Origin of the sequence: Dyadobacter sandarakinus (assembly GCF_016894445.1) — a bacterium.
GTDB lineage: Bacteria > Bacteroidota > Bacteroidia > Cytophagales > Spirosomataceae > Dyadobacter > Dyadobacter sandarakinus.
In genome coordinates this window covers 478,464-497,636 of the sequence record NZ_CP056775.1, presented here as the reverse complement: position 1 = coordinate 497,636, position 19,173 = coordinate 478,464, and the positions used below count along the sequence as shown (strand labels likewise).

Sequence of the window (19,173 nt, the reverse complement as noted above, 5' to 3'; positions counted from 1 at the left end):
ACTTACTTTTTCCAGAATAAATCAGGCAAGTGCGGAAGCTTCGGTTTACAAATGATTACTCACTTTTTAAACTCTTCACCGGATCCAGGAGTGCAGCCTTGATGGCCTGGCAACTCACTGTGAGCATGGTAACCAGCATGGCACCTGATGCCGCAGCGACAAAAACCCACCAGGATATTTCAGTTCGGTATTCATATTTCAAGAGCCAGGCATGCAGGAAGTAATAGGCAACTGGCGCCGAGATCACGCAGGATACAACTACCAGTTTTATGAAATCGCCCGAGAGCAATGCCCAGAGATTTGCTACCGACGCACCCAGGACTTTCCGGACGCCTATTTCCTTGGTGCGCTGCTCGGCTGTGAAGGAAGCCAGCCCGAATAAACCCAGGCAACTGATCACAATCGCAAGGATCGCAAATGCAGAAGCGAGCCTGGCAATGCGCTCTTCTGCTGCAAATTTCAGTGCATATTGCTGATCGGTGAACTTGTAATCAAATGGACTCCCCGGATTAAACTTCCTGAAAACAGCCCCGACTTTTGCCAGCGAACTGGCTGCCGATTCCTGTGGGTTCAGCTTGATGTTGATCACATTCGCCCAGTTGTAATTGGCCATGAATATCGTAGGATAAACCGGCTGAAAGGGCGAATCCATTACCATATCCTTGATTACGCCTACCACGGTAAATGGCTTTCCATTCCACTTCATGATTTTACCGACAACCTCAGAGGGGTGTTTCAGGCCCATGTAATGCACGGCTTTTTCATTAAGTACCATGCCCGACGAGTCCGTAGCAAATTCCCGTGACAAGTCCCGGCCCGCAATGAATTTCCAGCCGACTGTTTTACCAAAATCATGGCTCACTCCAATCGTCCCGAAGTTTTCCTTGAAATTCGGATCCTTCCCTTCCCAGTCAAATCCGCCATTGGAAGAGTTCATATCCGTTGTCGGCGTGGACGAGGTCGACATATCTGCCACGGCCCCCGTTTTCAATAAATCACTTCTCAATGCATTGTAATGCCCGTATAATTCGGGCGTATTTATGTTGACGGTAATCAGCCCGCTGCGGTCATACCCGATGAGCCGGTTTTTGGCGTACTGGATCTGTTTAAAAACAATGAGGGTACCAATCACGAGGGTAACCGAAACGGTGAACTGCAAAACCACCAGTACCTGGCGCGGAATGGCAGCATAACGGCCTACGTTAATGACTCCTTTTAAAACTTTGATGGGCTGGAAGGAAGAAAGATAAATGGCAGGATAGATTCCCGAGAAAATGCCGGTGATCAGGGTAAATGCACTTCCTGAGAGCCAGAACCAGGCACTATCAAACGGAAATTCGATCTTTTTGTCAGCTACCTCGTTGAAAAAAGGCAGAATCACGATGACGAGCAATACAGAAAGTACGAAAGCCAGCGTCACAACCAGGAGTGATTCTGTAAAAAACTGCTTGATCAGCTGCGTACGGTACGATCCGACGGCTTTGCGAATGCCTACTTCCCTGGCGCGTTTCTCCGAGCGTGCCGTACTCAGGTTCATGAAGTTGATAGAGGCAAGGAGCAGCACAAAAACTCCGATGATGCCAAACAGCCAGACATACCGGATCCGCCCGTCGAGGTTCCCGGCTTTGTCCCAGCCACTGTACAAATGCCATTTTTGCATGGGTTGAAGCAAAAGCTCGGGTTTTAGGAAGGCAGTTTCGGGCGCATGTTCCAGCTTTAAATTCCGGATTTTTGCCGAAACGGTTTCAAAGTTTGAGTTGGGACTGATCTGTACCAGCGTCTGCCACGAATTGTTATTCCACTCATTGTTTTCGATCGCCGTTCTGACCCAGTTCTGCGTGGCAACATACAAACTCCATGGGGCAATAAATGAAAGGTCCCTGAACTCGGTATGATAGGGAAGATCCTCGTAGACCCCGGTCACCCTGAGGTTCATACTGTTATTCAGCTTGACGATCTTGTTCATCGGATTTTCTGTACCAAATAAGGCTCGCGCAACAGATTCAGACAGCATGATTGAGTTCTGGTCTTTAAGTCCGGCGCGTGTGCCTTGTTTCATATTCAGGGAAAACAAATCAGGCGCTTCGGCACCCAGGTAATTTCCTTTTCTGGTAAACTTCCGGTCTGCATAAGCCAGGATATGCTCGCTGGTCCAGGACGACATGACGACATGTTCAAAATCGTCCGCAAACTTTACTTCAAGCTCTTTTCCGAGCGGCGCGGGCATGTACTCGTTGTAAAAAACCTCATGATTGAAAGCACCTTTCTGCATGACCTTGGCAATGCGGTCGTAATGCTTGTGGTACTTGTCGAAAGCAAATTCATCGTGGATCCACAATCCGATCAGCATCGCGACAGCCATGCCCAGGCCCAGGCCGCCAATATTGATGGCCGAGTAACCCCGGTTCTTCACCAGGTTCCTGAATGCAATTTTTAAGTAATTTCTTAGCATATCGATACCGAAAAAAGGTTTGGAAGAATAATCATGATTCCATTGGCCGGCTGCTTGTTTTCGCCGGATATACCTGGGTTTAAAAAATCCCAGCACTTCCCGCCAGTAGTCGCGGCGGGCTTTTCTGATGCCGGCACTTTCGGCTTTATGGATAAATGCTTCGTGCAGATCGCCCTGTATTTCTTCCAGCAAATGCGGCGCACAAAAAAAGCGAAGCAGTTTGTCGGCCCATGGCGGCAGGTCGGGAAGTTTGTCGTGGTTGCTCATAACTGGGTGGAAAGCTTTAACGGGTTCAGGATTTTTGTCCAGTAATTCACGCGCACCTCCTGGATTTCGTGCAGGGTTCGCTGCCCGAAAGCAGTTACTTTAAAGAGTCTCTTGCGTCTGCCGCCCCGCTCGGCCGTAGGCTCTCCCATTTCCGATTTCACCATCCCCTTTTCTTCCAGCCGCTGCAAAGCCGAATGAACCTGGTTGAGCCTTACATCCCGGCCGGTCTGTTGGATGATCTCATGCATCAGCACCACGCCATACGCCTGTCCCTCCATCACGACGACGGTGAGTAAAACGATTTCTTCAAACTCCCCTAGATAGGTCCGCTTCATAGGTTTCTTATAACTTCTATTTTTGCTGATCAAATTGTCGCGCCAGGAAATGTAGTGACAAGCAATGGGCTGTATAGTAGCTACTTACACCTGATACACTTGTTTCGTCATGTCCGATAGCGGACAGCTGAATGTTCGCTACTGTGACAGTTTATTGAGCAAATTGCAAATGTTCTCAGAATGCTATACCCCTCGGCTTTTCTCCTTCTTATTCCTGTTCTGGAATACCATCATAACCGTTCAAAACCGAACGCCATATTGTGCACTCGTGAACAGTTACTTTCCGAAAAACTACCGCTCCTGCTTCATAAAGCCATTTTATTACACTGGCAGGTTATTTGTTTGACATTTACATAACTAATATACTGCGATGAAAGGCACTTACCTCGGTGAATTTGAAGAAGTGGTTTTACTGGCTGTGGCCATCCGGACGGGCGATGCTTATGGAGCAGCGGTAGTCCATGAAATTGAACAGCAGCTGGGCCGGACCGTCAACCTGGGTGCCGTACACACTGCGCTCTACCGTCTTGAAGAAAAAGGACTTGTCAAATCGGAAATGGGTGGCGCTACACCGGAGCGCGGCGGTCGCAGTAAAAGGCTGTATGTAGTAACGGCAGCGGGCAGGCGGGCATTGGAGGAAATCAGGCAGCTGCGCAACCAGATGTGGGAGACCATTCCTAAAATTGCCTGGTCATGAGCATGCCAAAGCAAAATATCCCACCCAGGTGGGCAACCTGGCTCTTACAATGCTTTTGCCCCGCACACCGGGCCAATGAAATGGAAGGTGACCTGACCGAGCTGTTTGAGATGCGGGTAAAATTATCGGGGCTCCGCCAGGCGAGGTGGCGATATGTGCAGGATGTGTTCAGCCTGCTGCGGCCTTCATTGCTGAAAAGTAAACCTGATGCGTATCCAAACCCAAGCCATACCGATATGTTACGAACCTACATCACGATCGCCTTCCGCAATCTTGCCAAAAACCGCACTTACTCCGCTATTAATATCGTGGGCTTGTCTGTTGGCATGACCACCGCTATCCTGATCGGACTCTGGATGTGGGACGAGCTCTCCTACAATCAATACCACCATCATTACGACCGGATCGCACGCGTCATGCAGCACCAAAGCTACAATGGTACCACCAGCACGACGCTTGCCACTCCGCTTCCCATGCGGGCGGCTTTACAAAGTGAACACGCCGGTGAATTCACACATATTGCATCGTCCTCATGGACGGAGGACCATATTTTATCCGCGGGTGAAAAGAAAATTTCCAGAAAAGGCAACTGCGTAGAGCCCGACTTTCCTTCCATGATGTCGCTGCGGATCATCAAGGGTACAGCCACTGGTCTTGATAACCCTTCCTCTGCCCTGCTCTCAGCATCAGTTGCAGAGGCTTTGTTTGGCGGGGAGGATCCAATCAATAAAACCATCAGGGTTGACAGCAAAGACTATTTTAAGGTGACGGGCATTTATGAAGACCTGCCCTATAATACCGAGTTCCGTGACGTAACTTTTTTGCTTCCCTGGAAGTACTTTCTGGCGGAAACACCCTGGGTGAAGCGGTCAGAAACCAACTGGAGTAACAATTCATTTTTGTTGCTCGTGCAGATTGCACCGAATACCACCTTTGAAAAGGTAAGTGCCAAAATAGAGAAGATCAAAGCCCGGCATGCCAAAGAAGAAGCCCGGTTTGACCCAAAAGCATTTCTGCACCCGATGAGCAGGTGGCACCTGCATTCCGAGTGGGAAAATGGCGCGGCTGTTCGCGGACGTATTCAGTTTGTATGGCTGTTTGGCATCATCGGCGGGTTTGTACTGCTGCTGGCCTGCATCAACTTCATGAATTTATCCACCGCGCGTTCACAAAAAAGGGCCAAAGAAGTCGGCGTCCGCAAAGCAGTCGGATCACGACGCAGCCAGCTGATTGCGCAATTCCTGAGCGAATCCATCATGGTTGCCATGTTCGCATTTGTGCTGGGCCTGTTAATGGTACAGGTACTGCTTCCGTGGTTCAACCATATTGCCGACAAACAGATTACTTTTCCGTGGGGTGATCACCAAAGCTGGTTGATCGGCTTGGGCTTTACATTCGTGACGGGCATCTTGGCCGGCAGTTATCCGGCGCTCTACTTGTCAGGCTTCCGGCCCGTTAAAGTCCTCACGGGGGCCGGTGCCTCGCTGCGGATGCAAGCCGGGCGCTTCGCCGCACTGTCCCGCCAGACGCTGGTTATTGTCCAGTTTACGGTATCGATCACCCTGGTGATAGGAACGCTGGTTGTGCTTGGCCAGATCCGCCATGCCAAAAACAGGCCGGTAGGTTTTGACCGGTCGGGGTTATTGTCTGTTGATATGAACACGCCGGATCTGCTGGCCACTTCCCGGGCATTCCGGCACGATCTGCTACAAACCGGCGCGGCCATAAATCTGGCAAAATCATCAAGTCCGGCCGCCGAGGTTTGGAGCAGCGACGCCAGTTTCAGCTGGCCTGGTAAAGACCCCGCCCAGCTGGGTGACCTGGGCACAGTTGGTATCACCCATGAATATGGCAGGACGGTCAACTGGCAAATCAGGGAAGGCCGCGACTTCTCACCCGACTTTCCGACGGACAGCCTGGCCATGGTCATCAACGAAAGTGCCGCCAGGTTCATGGGGCTCAAAGAGGCCGTTGGCACGCGTGTTCAATGGAACGGGGCAGCATATACCATCATTGGAGTGGTCCATGACATCATCACCGGATCACCGTTCATGCCTGTTCAGCCTGCCGTGTTCATGCTGCGGGAAGACTGGGCGTCGTTCATACACATACGACTAAATCCTGCACTCACTGCGGCAGATGCCATTTCAAAGCTTGAACCCGTTTTTAAGAAGTACAATCCCGGCAGCCCTTTTGAATACAAGTTTGCCAGTGAGGAATACGACCGAAAGTTCCGTACCGAAGAAAGGATCGGCCAGCTTGCTACCACCTTTGCATCCCTGGCCATCTTCATCAGCTGCCTGGGCCTCTTCGGGCTTGCATCATTCTTTGCCGAACAACGCCGGAAGGAGATTGGCATCCGCAAAGTGCTGGGCGCATCTGTGGCCAGCCTATGGAAAATGCTTTCCAAAGATTTTTTGATCCTGGTAACCATTGCATGTCTGGTCGCGATGCCCATCGCCTATTATGTAATGCATGACTGGCTGCAACATTATACTTACCGGATTACCATTTCCTGGTGGATTTTTGCGGTGACAATTTTCGGCGCCATGGTCATCACACTGATCACCGTGAGCTTTCAGGCAGTAAAGGCTGCATTACTCAACCCTGTCAAGAGCTTACAGAATGAGTAATGCATCTCGCAAAATCACTTTCATTCCCTGTAACTTGCCCGGCCGGACAAGGTTCCCGGCATACCCGCGCCTATGCCTTAAATACCCTTCCGCATGGAAGATCCTCTGACTATCAGCTCGGTATTCAGCACTTTTCGCCCGCTGAAGCTGAGCTCTTCCACGTCCACCAGCTGTAAAATCCATTCGGCTGTTGTCTGCCCCATTTCCAGGGTCGGCTGCCGGATCGTGGTTAATCCCGGCCCGATGTAAGCCGACTCCGGATTATCACTGAACCCTACCACACCCAGCTCGTCAGGAATACCGATCCCCTTTTCCTTGGCGATCAGCATGATTTCGATTGCGGCCGAATCATTCACAGCGAAAATGGCATTGGGGCGTTCCGCCAGGTCGAGCAGGTACTGTCCGTAAATCCGCGCTTTCTGCTGGGTTAGCATACCCTGAATAACCATGTGGTTTTCAATGCTTTTACCGTGTTTTTCCATTGCTGCCCGGTAGCCCCGTAATCTTTCCTGACTTACCAGCAGCGTGAGGGGCCCGCCAAGGTGCGCAATTCGCTCATATCCATTCAGTATCAAATGCTCCACTGCCATAAAAGCAGATTCAAAATCATTGACCACTACCTTAGGCACATCGATCTGCTCGCAAACGCGATTGAAGAGAATCAGGGGAATGCCCCTTTTTTCAAACACATTCAGATGATCAAAGTTGTTCGTCTCCTGCGTTAGTGAGATCAGCAGCCCATCTACCCTGTTCGCCAGCATCGCCTTCGTATTTGAAATTTCAACCTGGTACGATTCATTGCATTGCATGATGGTGAGGTTGTAACCCGCTTTTGTGAGCACATCGTGGGCGCCGATGATGACATTCGGGAAAAACGGATTGTGAAACTCCGGCACAATCATCCCGATCGTATTCGTCCTGCTTTTCACGAGGTTGTAGGCCAGCTGATTGGGTTGGTAGTCGAGCAGCGCAGCAGTATCCAGCACCGCCTGCCGGGTATCCGGACTGATATCGGTATGGCCGTGCAGTGCCCGCGAGACTGTGGAGTTGGAAACTCCGAGTGTTTTCGCAATATCAATGATTGTGGTTTGATGCCGTTTTCTTTTCCGCTGAACCGCCGCAGATACATCGTTTTCCTGGATCGTAAAATAGTAGTTGCAAGGCTTGCAAAGGAAACGCTGCTTGCCTCTCACGTACCCTGCTTTCATGATCCCCTCCACCTCTCCGCACTTTACGCATTTTATCATCCTAATTGTACTATTTAAATAAAGCCGTTTCAAATCACCCAACCAGCGCTCACTCCGCTATCTCTCTACAAAAATAAAGAATTATCATATTATTAGTTTGTAAAACCATATATCGGTAACGTATTCGCAAACGTTCCCGATAGTTTTTGAGCAATTTTGAGATTGGATTAGGTTTAAACCGCCTTGATTCCGGCATTGCTGCTGTTTAATTTCATTCAAAAAGGCCCAGATCACATCAGATTAAAAGCTGCATTTCACAATTATGCAGTGCTTACATATGAGAGAAATCTGACCTGAATTGAATTATTCCGTTATCCATTCCAACCCTATATTCCTTCATATGCAGAAAAAAATACGCATTTTGCTCGGGCTCCTATGTTTGTCGCTGAGCCTCACACAGATTACTTTCGCCCAATCAGGCGCGATCGCCGGAAAAGTCACCGACGAAAAAGGGGAAGGTGTCCCGGGCGCCAGCGTTACCGTGAAAGGCACGCAGGTCGGCACGCTTACCAACGTCGACGGTACTTACTCCGTTGAAGCGCCTGCGAATGCTACTTTGGTTTTCTCTTTTGTAGGTTTCCTGAAAGAAGAAGTTGCGGTAAACAACCGATCAACAATAGACGCAATCCTGAAAGTCGACGCCAAATCACTGGAAGAAGTAGTCGTGGTAGGCTATGGAACTCAGCGGAAAGTGGAGACTACCGGATCCATTGCTTCGGTAAAGTCAGACGAACTTACGCAGCTGCCGATCACAAATGTGGCGCAGGGACTTCAATCCCGCGTTTCGGGCGTGCAGATCAACCAAAACTCAGGCTCTCCCGGCGGTAATATCAGCGTGCGGATCCGGGGTACAAACTCGATCAATGGAAATGCAGAACCCCTTTACGTGATCGACGGAATTCAGATCTCAAATAGCGGCGGGATTAATGATGTGAGTCCGCTTTCTACCATCAACCCCAATGATATCGAATCGGTTGAGGTTTTGAAAGATGCTTCTGCGTCGGCGATTTACGGAGCGCGCGCGGCCAATGGGGTTATCCTGATTACTACCAAACGCGGGAAAGCAGGCAAAACCAATGTATCAATCGAAAGTTATTACGGCGTACAGCAGGTAACCAAAAAACTGGATGTGCTGAATGCAGCTGAATTTGCGCAGCTTGAAAATGAAACATTCAAAAACAACGCCTACCCGGATCCTGCGAGCCTGGGAGAAGGGGTTGACTGGCAGGATCTGATCTTCCAGAAAGCGCCGATCCAGAACCACCAGCTCACGATCAGCGGAGGTTCTGAGAAGACACAGCTTTCGCTTTCGGCTAACTACTTTGATCAGGATGGTGTGATCATTAATTCAGATTTCCAGCGCTTCACTTACCGCCTTAATGTAGACCATAACGTCAGCAAGAAACTGCGTGTAGGTACCAGCGTGATGGGGAGCTTTTCCAATAATAACGGGATTGAAGCCGGCAGTACCAATGTGGGCGACGCCGGTGTTGTGACCGGAACCGTACTGGGAGCTGCCGTAGGTGCACCCCCAACTTTGCAGCCCTACAAGGCAGACGGCTCTATTTTCCCATTTGCAGAACAGGGTAACGGTCAGTACCGTGAGGTGATCAATCCATTGAACTACACGTCTATTTTGCGGAAACGCAATATCAAGCGTGCATTGATCAACATTTACGGAGAATACACGATCCTTCCCGGACTGAGCTACCGGGCGTCTTTCAATGCGGATATCGATTCAAGGATTAACGATACCTACCTGCCTATTTCCATTATCGCTGCCAAAGACCGCAACGATAATTCGGGAACTGCCGCCAAATTCAACTCCAACTTTTTAGGTCTGCTTCATGAGAGTGTGCTTTCCTATGGTACCAAGATCGGTAATCACCACAGTTTGAAGTTCACGGGTTTGTTTGCCACGCAGGTTGAAAAATACAACAGCAACCAGATCAATGCGACAGGTTTCCCCAACGATGCTACCAGGAACGAAGCGCTCCAACTCGCATTGAACAGGACTGTATCGAGTTCGCGGAACATGCAGCGCCTCGATTCTTACATGGGTCGGGTGAATTATGGTTTCAAAGACCGGTATTTTATTGACGTAACTGCGCGGGTGGATGGTTCCAGCAAGTTTGGGGCCAATCACAAATACGGATTTTTTCCAGCCGTATCAGCAGCGTGGCGCCTGATTGAGGAGCCTTTTATGAAGGATGTAAACTGGCTTTCGGACCTGAAACTGCGCGGCAGCTATGGTATTACGGGAAATGCGGGCGGAATCGATCCTTATCAGTCACTCGCAACCGTAGAGTCGGGCGGCGGCTATGATATCAACCACACTTACTTCACGGCTATCCGTCCTTCGGGCATTTCAAACCCGGATCTGCGCTGGGAGAAATCGACACAAACCAACATCGGTATCGACGCGAGCCTGCTCAATAACCGCTTTTCGCTGATCGTGGACTACTATATCAAGAAAACCGAAGACCTGCTTTACATCAAAACTCTGCCGCTTTCATCGGGTTACAGCAGCATTACCGGTAACTATGGTTCTCTGGAAAACAAAGGACTTGAAATTGCAGCCAGTGCCAACCTGCTCGACGGTCCGGTGAAATGGAGCATTAACGGAAACCTGACCATTAACCGGAACAAAGTACTGGATCTCGACGGCGGCACTACTGACGAAAGATTTATCACAAATTATACGGTACTCAAAGTGGGTCAGCCGCTGGGTGTATTTAAAACGTACGTCTTTGACGGCATCAACCAGACCGGCGAAGCAATAATCCCGGGCTACGACGGCAGGTTGGGCGGACATAAAGTGAAAGACCTTAACAATGACGGCGCGATCAATGCTGCGGACCAGATCATTACGGGCAATCCGAATCCCAAGTTCATTTACGGGTTTTCTACCAATGTTACCTTTAAGAACTTTGACCTGAGCGCCTTTTTCTCAGGTACAGAAGGAAATGACATTTACAACGTGAGCCGGCTTTCATTTGAAAACCCGCTGGGTCAGCGCAACCTTTTCCAGGGTGTAGAAAACCGGTGGACACCTGAAAATCCAAGCAATCAGTATGTAAGTCCTGCCGTGGCGGGCCGGTTGCCGATTTCTTCCTATGCGGTGGAAGACGGTTCGTACCTGCGTTTCAAAAACCTGATGCTGGGCTACACGCTGCCTGCGATTAAGGGGATCAGCAGGATCAGAGTGTATGTGAGCGGCAACAACCTGTTCACATTTACGAAATATAGCGGCTTTGATCCGGAGGTGAACACTTATGCCAATTCCAACACCACCATCGGAATTGACAACCTCGTGTACCCGCAGTCGAAATCATTCCTGGGAGGCATTCAGCTTACTTTTTAAGCCCTAAACCCTTACATCATGAAACTTTCTAAAATAACATTCAAGAAATTCCTTCCCCTCGTTGCACTTGCACTGGGAACCGGTTCCTGCCAGTTGGAGGAAGAAGTGTACTCTTCAATCTTCGTTGAGTCATTTTACAAAACGGCTTCTGATTCTGAAAAAGGCTTGTTGTCCGTTTACGATGCGCTCGGCGGTCTTTACGGCGGTCCGGCTGCCACCATGGTACCCGATTTCAGCGCGGATCAGATTTATCCGCGTGGCGTGGTGGGCCGCAATTCACTGACCTTATTCACCGTAGAGCCTACTTATACCGTTCAAAAAAGTGCAGGTCGCACCAACGAATCGCCTCAGCAGCTCTGGATATCGTCCTATAACGGTATAGAAAGAGCCAACTGGATCATTACCAAAGTTCCGGACGCCACAATGGACGAGACGCGGAAGAAACAGATTTTGGGAGAAGCCTATTTCCTGCGGGCTTTTTACTTCTGGACACTCACCAAGAACTTCGGGGATGTAGTTGTAAAAACCAAGCCCAGCGTAACAGAAACCGAGGCATACGCCCCCAAAAGTGCGGCTGCCGATGTTTACAAGCAGATTTACAGCGATCTAGACGAGGCGGGACAAGCCGGGCTTGTCTCCTACCCTGCTAATGAAAAAGGCCGGCCCTCCAAAGAAGCGGTAGATGCACTCTATGCCAAAGCTGCACTTTATAACCAGGATTGGGCGAAGGCGCTGGAAAAGGCAGAGGCTGTGATCAAGTCCGGCAAATACGGACTCATGCCGAATGTAATGGATGTTTTCAGCTACTTAAAAGAAGATGAAGCCCGCCAGGAGAATATCTGGGCTTATGAAGCGGACCCGATCACGCCGGGGAATGGACACCAGCTTACCAGTCTGGCCGGTCCGGTCGGCAGTGCGGGGGTGGAATATGCCAAAACCTCCTATGGTTCCATGTTCGCCTATATGTCGTTTTTCAATTCATTTGATCCGAAAGACAAGCGCAGACAATTACTGGACACCACGTTCATCGATAAATCCGGTAAATGGGTTCCGCAGAAAAGCATTACGCCGATTACTACGGATGCGGTTTTAATTAAAAAATACCAGGATCCTGTTTCGAGCACAGGTCTGATCCCCAACATTCCTATTCTGCGCATGGCGGATATTTACCTTATTGCCGCAGAAGCAGAGGCGCGTTTGAACGGACCTTCGGCAAAAGCTTACGAGTACATCAATGCAGTCCGCACAAGAGCCGGCCTAGCAGACCTTGCAAAAGGATTGACCAAAGATGCATTTGTTGACGCTGTGATCCAGGAAAGATCGTGGGAGCTGTTTGCCGAAGGCGACCGCTGGTATGACCTTACGAGAACAGACAAGTTTCTCAATGTAGTACCCAAAGCGGTAAACTCCGTGTATCCATCACGCCCGGCTCAGGCCAAAAACAAATTCTTCCCGATTCCTCAGGACGAGATCAATGCAAATCCGCAATTGGAGCAGAATCCGGCGTGGAGGTAGGGGTAGTTTTGAGTGAGTGAGGGAGTGAGTGAGCGAGTGAGGAAGTGAGTGAGTGAGTGAATGATTGAATGATTGAATGATTGAATGACTGAATCATTGAATGAGTGGATGTTGCTTGCAAGCTCAGGGGCTGGCGTGTTTTTACCTATGATGAATGTGAATACGATATGTTGACTATCGCTTTTTTCTTTTCACTTTTTTTGAATCATCCTTCCTTCATTCTGCGGAATGAGCGGGTGAGGGAATTCAGGATTGTGGAAAGCGACACGCTGAATTATACGTTGAAACTTGCACTGGACGACGAGGGCAGGCCGCAGTATTTTTTCAGGAACATTTTCACGCCGGTTTGCTACACCAATGAATGCAAACCGGTGTATATCAACTTCTACTGGGATTTGCTTGGCAACTATATGCGGTACGACCTTCCCGAAAACAAAGTGCTCACCAAAGTGGATCACGACGAGTTCAAGGAAGAGGATTACCAGAAGTTGCAGGATATTCTCGCGCAGCCCAACTCCATTTTTGCCGAACTGAAAATGGAAGATCTGATCGCAAAAGGCACCGAAGACCTGACAGATTCCGTGGATGTAAAAGCCGGCGCAACCTTGAAGACCATTAAAAATCAGGTGATCGACGGTGCAGTGTACACCTGCTACACCCTCTGGCAAATCGCCTATGGAAAAGCGGTACCCGAAATGCGGAAGATCATCGAAAGCTACACCGACGACAAGCTGCTGCACAGTTTCCTGACCAGCAACAATTTCCATTACCAATATTGGGCAATGGAAAAAGTGGTGGACCAGGACGGAAATGTATCAAAATCCTTTGAACCGGACTTGCAGCAGATCATTTCCGGCAAAAACATTTTTACGGCCAAGTATGCTTTGCAGCATGTAAATAACCGCTTCTTCGAAAGCAAAGCAAGGCAACTCTGGCTTTGGGAAAGTTATCAGAAAGCTGCCTATCCATTGCAGATCACGATACTGAAAAAGCTGGCAAACATCCCGCTCACGAGCCCGCTGGCAGACAATCTGAAAGCTGCACTCCCCAATGCAAACCAGGAACAAACCGCGCTGATCAACCAAATACTGGCAAAAAACTAAACGCATGAAAACACCTGACCAACTCTTAAATACAACCGGACACACGATGGGAAAGATGATCGTATTGTTCCTGTTTTTCCTCTCGCTTTCCGTCTCCGCCCAAAACCATGTATTTGTTGAAACCGAGTCTTTTACCGACAAAGGCGGCTGGGTGATTGATCAGCAATCATTTGTGGTCATGGGCTCGTCTTACCTGATGGCGCATGGAATGGGACGGCCGGTGAAAGATGCGACTACAACAGTTAATTTCCCTAAAACGGGCAAATACAGGATGTGGGTGCGTACCAAAGACTGGGCGCCATTCCCGAAGGGCCCGGGCAAGTTTCAGCTCCTGGTTGATGGAAAAGCGGCCGGTCAGGTATTTGGTGAAAGTGGGTCGGATGAATGGAAGTGGTATGACGGCGGCCAGGTCGACATTAAGTCTGCCGAAGCAAGGCTGGTGATGAAAGACCTGACAGGATTCAATGGTCGCTGCGACGCGGTTTTGTTTACGGATGATTTAAAATTTACCCCGCCCAATAAGCTCGAAGAGCTGACTGCTTTTCGTAAAAAGCTGCTGAATCTGACCGACAAACCTGTCGAAGCCGGACAGTACGATCTGGTGGTAGTCGGCGGCGGCATTGCAGGAACCTGTGCTGCCATTTCAGGCGCGAGAATGGGGCTGAAAGTGGCATTGATCCAGGACAGGCCGGTTTTGGGAGGAAATAACAGCTCTGAAATCCGCGTGCATTTAATGGGCGATGTGGACAAAAACCACTATCCCAAGCTCGGCCGCATTGTGCGCGAAATGGACAATGGGGATCCCGGGAACGGTAACCCGGATGCAAAAGAATACGGCGACGCACGCAAGATCTCCATCGTAAAAGCCGAGCCTAATATTTCGCTCTTCCTGAACACGCATGTTTACAAGGTTGAAAAAGAGAATGACATGATTACTGCGGTGGTAGGACGGGATATTGCTACCAATAAAGAGACACGTTTTGCAGGCTCTTACTTTTCGGACTGTACCGGCGACGGAACGATCGGTTTCCTGGCCGGTGCGGAGTTCAGAATGGGCCGGGAAAGCAAGGCGGAAACGGGCGAGTCACTAGCGGCGGAGAAGTCGGACGATTTCACTTTGGGTACCTCAAATTTGTGGGCTTCACTCCCGCGCGACACCGTTTCTTCATTTCCTGAAACACCCTGGGCGATTCAGTTTTCGGACGAATACCACATTGACGAACCCAAGGCTGACTGGCAGTGGGAAACAGGTTTCGGCAACTTCAATACCATCACCGACGCTGAAAAGATCCGCGATCACAACTTGCGGGCGATCTATGGAAACTGGTCGTATCTGAAAAAGAACAAAGCTGCCAAATACGCGAAGCACGAGCTGGCTTGGGTCGCTTACATTGGGGGAAAAAGGGAATCGAGACGCATTATCGGTGATCATATCCTGAACCAGATGGACATTCAGGAAGGTAAATTTTACCGGGACGGCTCCGTCACTGCTACCTGGACCATTGACCTGCATTTTCCTGACGCAAAAAACAGCCAGTACTTTGAAGGTCAGGAGTTTTTTGCCGGCACAAAACACATCAAAGTGGTGCCTTACACGATCCCCTACCGCTGTTTGTATTCCAAAAACATCCAGAACCTGTTTATGGCCGGGCGGAATATCAGTACTACGCACGTTGCATTCGGCAGCACGCGGGTCATGCGTACCTGTGGCATGATGGGCGAAGTAGTAGGCTTTGCAGCATCTTTGACTAAAAAGTACAGAACCACTCCGCGCGGCGTGTACGAACAACATTTACCGGAATTAATGGGAATCCTGAAAGGAGAAACCCTCGCCCCGCAGCCTTGAGTAACATACAGATTTGATGATTTTGAAAAGTTTGTTTGCGTTTTTTTTAGTGGTTTTTCAAATGCTCGTTCCCGCGGTGAATGCAAAATCCGCCGGAAACGAGCCGATGATCTCCATTTCCGGCGAGGCGCAGGGTACTACTTATCATATCAAGTACTTTGATCGGCAAAAAAGGGATTTCAAAGTCCAAATCGACTCCATCCTCGCGGACTTTGACAAGTGCCTTTCCTTGTACAGAAAAGATTCTGAAATAGTTGTATTCAATAACAATACAGTTCACAAATTCCAGTCACCTTATTTTTTTCCGGTTTTAAATAAATCAAAAGAAATATACAAAGCCACGAGTGGCGCTTTCGATCCCACTATTATGCCGCTGACAGAGGCCCTTGGATTTGGTGCCAGGAGAACCGATCCCGAGCTGGCGAATGTGGATTCACTGCTTCAATATGTTGGATTTGAGAAAATTAGCTTTAATGCAGATTCTGTTACCAAGATAAAGGCGGGTGTAAGGCTGGATATGAACGGGATCGCGCAGGGATACTCGGTGGATATCGTGAGCGCATTTCTCAGGAGCCGGGATATCGACCGGTTTATGGTCGAGATTGGAGGCGAAGTAGTGTGTTCGGGAGTTAAGCATGATAATCTTCCCTGGACCGCCGGTATTGAAAATCCTTTAAAACGCGGCGCATTGTTTGCGACTGTAAAATTGGCCGGCCTGGCGATGACAACTGCGGGTAATTACAACAATCATTTTACTAGAAATGGCCGCGTTTTCAACCATATCATCAATCCAAAAACAGGTTCCATGGAAGAAACGTCGCTCCTGAGCGTCACCGTTTTTTCCAAAGACGCGATCACTGCTGACGGATACGATACCGCATTTTTTGTGATGGGACTGGAAGCGACAAAGCAGTTTTTATCACAACAAAACGACCTGGAAGCCTACCTGATCTATACAGACGAAAAAGGAAAAGTAAGCAGTTACGTGACCGAAGGAATGCAAGAATTGATCAAAGAAATACCTAACCCATGAAATTTACCACAACGATATTCATCTCGCTACTGATCTCAGGAGCAGCATTTGGCCAGAAAAAATACCTGAACAGTCTCAGTAATGACCACGTCAGAGTAGTGTGGAAAGGAGATAATAAAGGCACGTTTCCGATCGGTGTGTTGCAGGTCAAAAAGGATGGAAAATGGATTGACGGACCCAAGCCTTCCGGGGAGTATACTTTGTTGTATTCGGCTACAAAACCCTCCGGAGAGCCTACCGAAAGTTTTGAAAAAATCACCGGGGGAAAATTTCCTGAGGATTCTTACCATTACCAGCAGGAACAATGGAAGGAAAGCATCAATGATGTTTCCCTCAATAAAGCCGGTCAGGCGATACATTTCCTGCCTGCCAAAATGCTGGTCAAACCGGATGCGATTGAGTTTACAAAAGAAACCGAAGTAGCTACTGTGACAGGTAACTGGCGTTTTGATCCGCAAAATCCGACGGATATCCTGGTGAAAATGACGGTGAAAGCGAAAGCAAAAGGCTACTTTTCAATGGCCACTCCTACGCTGGGTACTGTGCCTGCGGAGCAGCTTGGCTGGACTTCCGTGCCGGGTTATTTTCAGGGAAATGCATTGCAAAAGAACTTCGCGCTCGCTTATGCTTACGGTCACGGCGTACCCGACCGTCCGGTGATCTATCGCGAGCGTTGCGCAAGCACATTGAGCCCCCTGGTAACCACTAAAAACGGCGTGACTGTATCCGTAATCCCCGAGCCGGGACTGGCGAGAGACCCCTGGAAAAAGGACAAGATCACCCAAACGGACTGGCACATTGGCCTGTCGCATATGAACCGAAAAGGTCAGCTTGCGCCTACCATTTACTATCCGGTTTTGGGTGAGGAAAAGTCGGAACTGAATGCAGGTGAGGAATTTACCTTTTCGTTCAGGTACAGCATCATCGCCGGTGACTGGTTCCAGGCGATCAAGCATGCAGCGAATGACATTTATCAATTTGACGAAACGCTGGCCCTCCGCAAAAACAAACAGTCGCTGACAAACCGCATTGAGCAAATGCATTTGTATCTCACCGATCCTAAAACCTCACTTTGGAATATCGAAGAATATGAGGGCAAGCAAATCGGCGCGCAATCCTATCTGGGCGGCGTGGTGGGTTCTAATAAGGATGCGATGAAAAATGCGGACTACGGCGCCATGTGGATGCTGGCCCATGCGACCAACGATCCGGAGCTGAAAGAAAAAGTGCTGCCACCTGCGCTCAATTTCAAGCTGGTGCAGCAGGAAACTAATAAAGGATTTTTCAATGGCGCCATCGAGGGCCAATACTATCTCGCCAAAAGCAAAAAATTTGTCGAAGAATGGGGAGAAGTGGTGGAGCCTATCGCGCTCACTTACTATGTGACGCTCGATGTGGGCAATATGCTCTTGTTCGAGCCAGGCAATGCAGAATTAAAAGAAAGGCTGCGGCTGGGAGCCGATAAATTGCTGAGCTGGCAGAAATCCGACGGAAGCTGGGCAGTGGCTTACGACCGGAAAAATGAGCAGGAACTCTTCAAGGATATCAAAGATGTACGGCCGACTTTTTACGGGATGATTGTCGCGTATAGGATTCTAAAAGATGAAAAGTACCTGAAAGCTGCGCAAAAAGGGGCTGACTGGTTTATCAAAAATGCAGTAGAAACGGGCTCTTTCCTCGGCGTGTGCGGCGATGCACGGTATGCGCCTGATTTTGCTACTGGCCAGTCGGCGCAGGCTTTACTGGATTTGTACGATTTGACCAAAAACAAAAAATACCAGGACGCGGCGGTTACCTGCGCCAAAATTTACACTACCTCCATTTACACACATCCTATTGCAAATCATAGTCCTAAACTGGTGAATGGAATCGCGCGGGAGGATTGGGAGATCAGCCAAACCGGCCTCAGCTTCGAGCATGGCGGCATTTTTGGTTCGGCTGTCCGCCACGGCCCTATCCAGCTGGCGAGCCACGCGGGGATGTTTATCCGGATGTACAAACTGACCGGCGAGCAGATCTTCGCGGACATGGCACGCTCGGCTGCGATTGGCCGCGATGCATTTGTGGACAGCAAAACGAGCGTCGCTTCCTATTACTGGAATGCAATGAACCGCGGCGCTGGCCCCTACCCGCACCACGCCTGGTGGCAGATCGGCTGCATTACGGATTACCTGCTGTCGGAAGCGGAGTTGAGATCTAATGGAAAAATCAGCTTTCCGAGAGGCTTTGTCACTCCGAAAGTAGGCCCGCACCAGACTTATGGTTTCGAGCCAGGAAATGTATTTGGAGATCAGGCCAACCTGGTGATCAAAGCGGGACTTGCGACACCGGATCATCCTGCTATTGAATGCATTACCGCGCAGTCTACCTCAAAAAACAGCATTTATATTGTGCTGATGAATAATAGTTCGTCGCAGACGGATTTCGCGTTGAAGGTTGATGAGTCCAAAATCGGCAGTTCCAAAAAGATCAATGCAATTAAATGGCTGGAAGACAACCATCCTGCGAAAATAGAACAAATCACAATTCCGCCCTTTGGTTTGAAGACACTTGAAGTTCAGTATTAGAAACCTTTTTGTCACCCTGAGCGGACCGGGCCGCCGGGCGGTCGAAGGGAAGGTGCGTCAGCTACATTGTGCGCGCAGGGTAGCGTGCTTCGACTCCGCTCAGCATGACAAAAA

Annotated in this window: 11 protein-coding genes; 8 read left to right on the top strand and 3 right to left on the bottom strand. The window is 49.4% G+C overall.

Going from position 1 to position 19,173, the window contains the following annotated elements:
- Window positions 1-55 precede the first annotated feature (55 nt).
- Both HWI92_RS02075 and HWI92_RS02070 read right to left on the bottom strand, forming a co-directional pair.
- Entirely contained in the window at window positions 56-2,719 is a 2,664-nt protein-coding gene (locus HWI92_RS02075; protein WP_204660554.1) for an ABC transporter permease, read from the bottom strand.
- Window positions 2,716-3,054, bottom strand: coding sequence for a PadR family transcriptional regulator (locus HWI92_RS02070; RefSeq protein WP_204660553.1), 339 nt, complete (start codon window positions 3,052-3,054; stop codon window positions 2,716-2,718). Before HWI92_RS02070 ends, HWI92_RS02075 begins: the two co-directional genes overlap by 4 nt.
- 370 nt (window positions 3,055-3,424) lie before the next feature.
- Between HWI92_RS02070 and HWI92_RS02065 the strand changes: the two genes are divergently transcribed.
- Together HWI92_RS02065 and HWI92_RS02060 are read left to right on the top strand one after the other, a co-directional pair.
- A complete protein-coding gene (locus HWI92_RS02065) occupies window positions 3,425-3,751 on the top strand; it encodes a PadR family transcriptional regulator (RefSeq protein WP_204660552.1) in 327 nt (108 codons plus the stop codon).
- Window positions 3,748-6,384, top strand: a complete 2,637-nt coding sequence (locus tag HWI92_RS02060) for an ABC transporter permease (RefSeq protein ID WP_204660551.1) — start codon at window positions 3,748-3,750, stop codon at window positions 6,382-6,384. The genes HWI92_RS02065 and HWI92_RS02060 overlap by 4 nt, the downstream gene beginning before the upstream one ends.
- Before the next feature lie 77 nt (window positions 6,385-6,461).
- Here the strand turns inward: HWI92_RS02060 and HWI92_RS02055 are convergent, their stop codons facing one another.
- Window positions 6,462-7,631 (bottom strand): LacI family DNA-binding transcriptional regulator, encoded by a 1,170-nt coding sequence (locus tag HWI92_RS02055; protein ID WP_204660550.1) that lies wholly within the window; start codon window positions 7,629-7,631, stop codon window positions 6,462-6,464.
- A 340-nt stretch (window positions 7,632-7,971) separates the two neighbouring features.
- On the opposite strand from HWI92_RS02055, the gene HWI92_RS02050 reads away from it, so the two are divergent.
- The 6 genes from HWI92_RS02050 (at window position 7,972) to HWI92_RS02025 (ending at window position 19,059) form a co-directional block, all read left to right on the top strand.
- On the top strand, window positions 7,972-10,995 hold the full coding sequence (locus HWI92_RS02050) for a SusC/RagA family TonB-linked outer membrane protein (RefSeq protein WP_204660549.1): 3,024 nt from the start codon (window positions 7,972-7,974) through the stop codon (window positions 10,993-10,995).
- Between the two features lie 18 nt (window positions 10,996-11,013).
- Window positions 11,014-12,510, top strand: coding sequence for a RagB/SusD family nutrient uptake outer membrane protein (locus tag HWI92_RS02045; protein WP_204660548.1), 1,497 nt, complete (start codon window positions 11,014-11,016; stop codon window positions 12,508-12,510).
- 200 nt (window positions 12,511-12,710) lie between these two features.
- Window positions 12,711-13,613: a hypothetical protein gene (locus tag HWI92_RS02040; protein WP_229248698.1), complete on the top strand. Its 903-nt coding sequence runs from the start codon at window positions 12,711-12,713 to the stop codon at window positions 13,611-13,613.
- A gap of 46 nt (window positions 13,614-13,659) precedes the next feature.
- Complete coding sequence (locus tag HWI92_RS02035) at window positions 13,660-15,459, top strand: FAD-dependent oxidoreductase (RefSeq protein WP_204664170.1); 1,800 nt, start codon at window positions 13,660-13,662, stop codon at window positions 15,457-15,459.
- A 61-nt stretch (window positions 15,460-15,520) separates the two neighbouring features.
- Window positions 15,521-16,492 (top strand): FAD:protein FMN transferase, encoded by a 972-nt coding sequence (locus HWI92_RS02030; RefSeq protein WP_204660547.1) that lies wholly within the window; start codon window positions 15,521-15,523, stop codon window positions 16,490-16,492.
- Window positions 16,489-19,059, top strand: coding sequence for a glycoside hydrolase family protein (locus HWI92_RS02025; RefSeq protein WP_204660546.1), 2,571 nt, complete (start codon window positions 16,489-16,491; stop codon window positions 19,057-19,059). Before HWI92_RS02030 ends, HWI92_RS02025 begins: the two co-directional genes overlap by 4 nt.
- Window positions 19,060-19,173 lie beyond the last annotated feature (114 nt).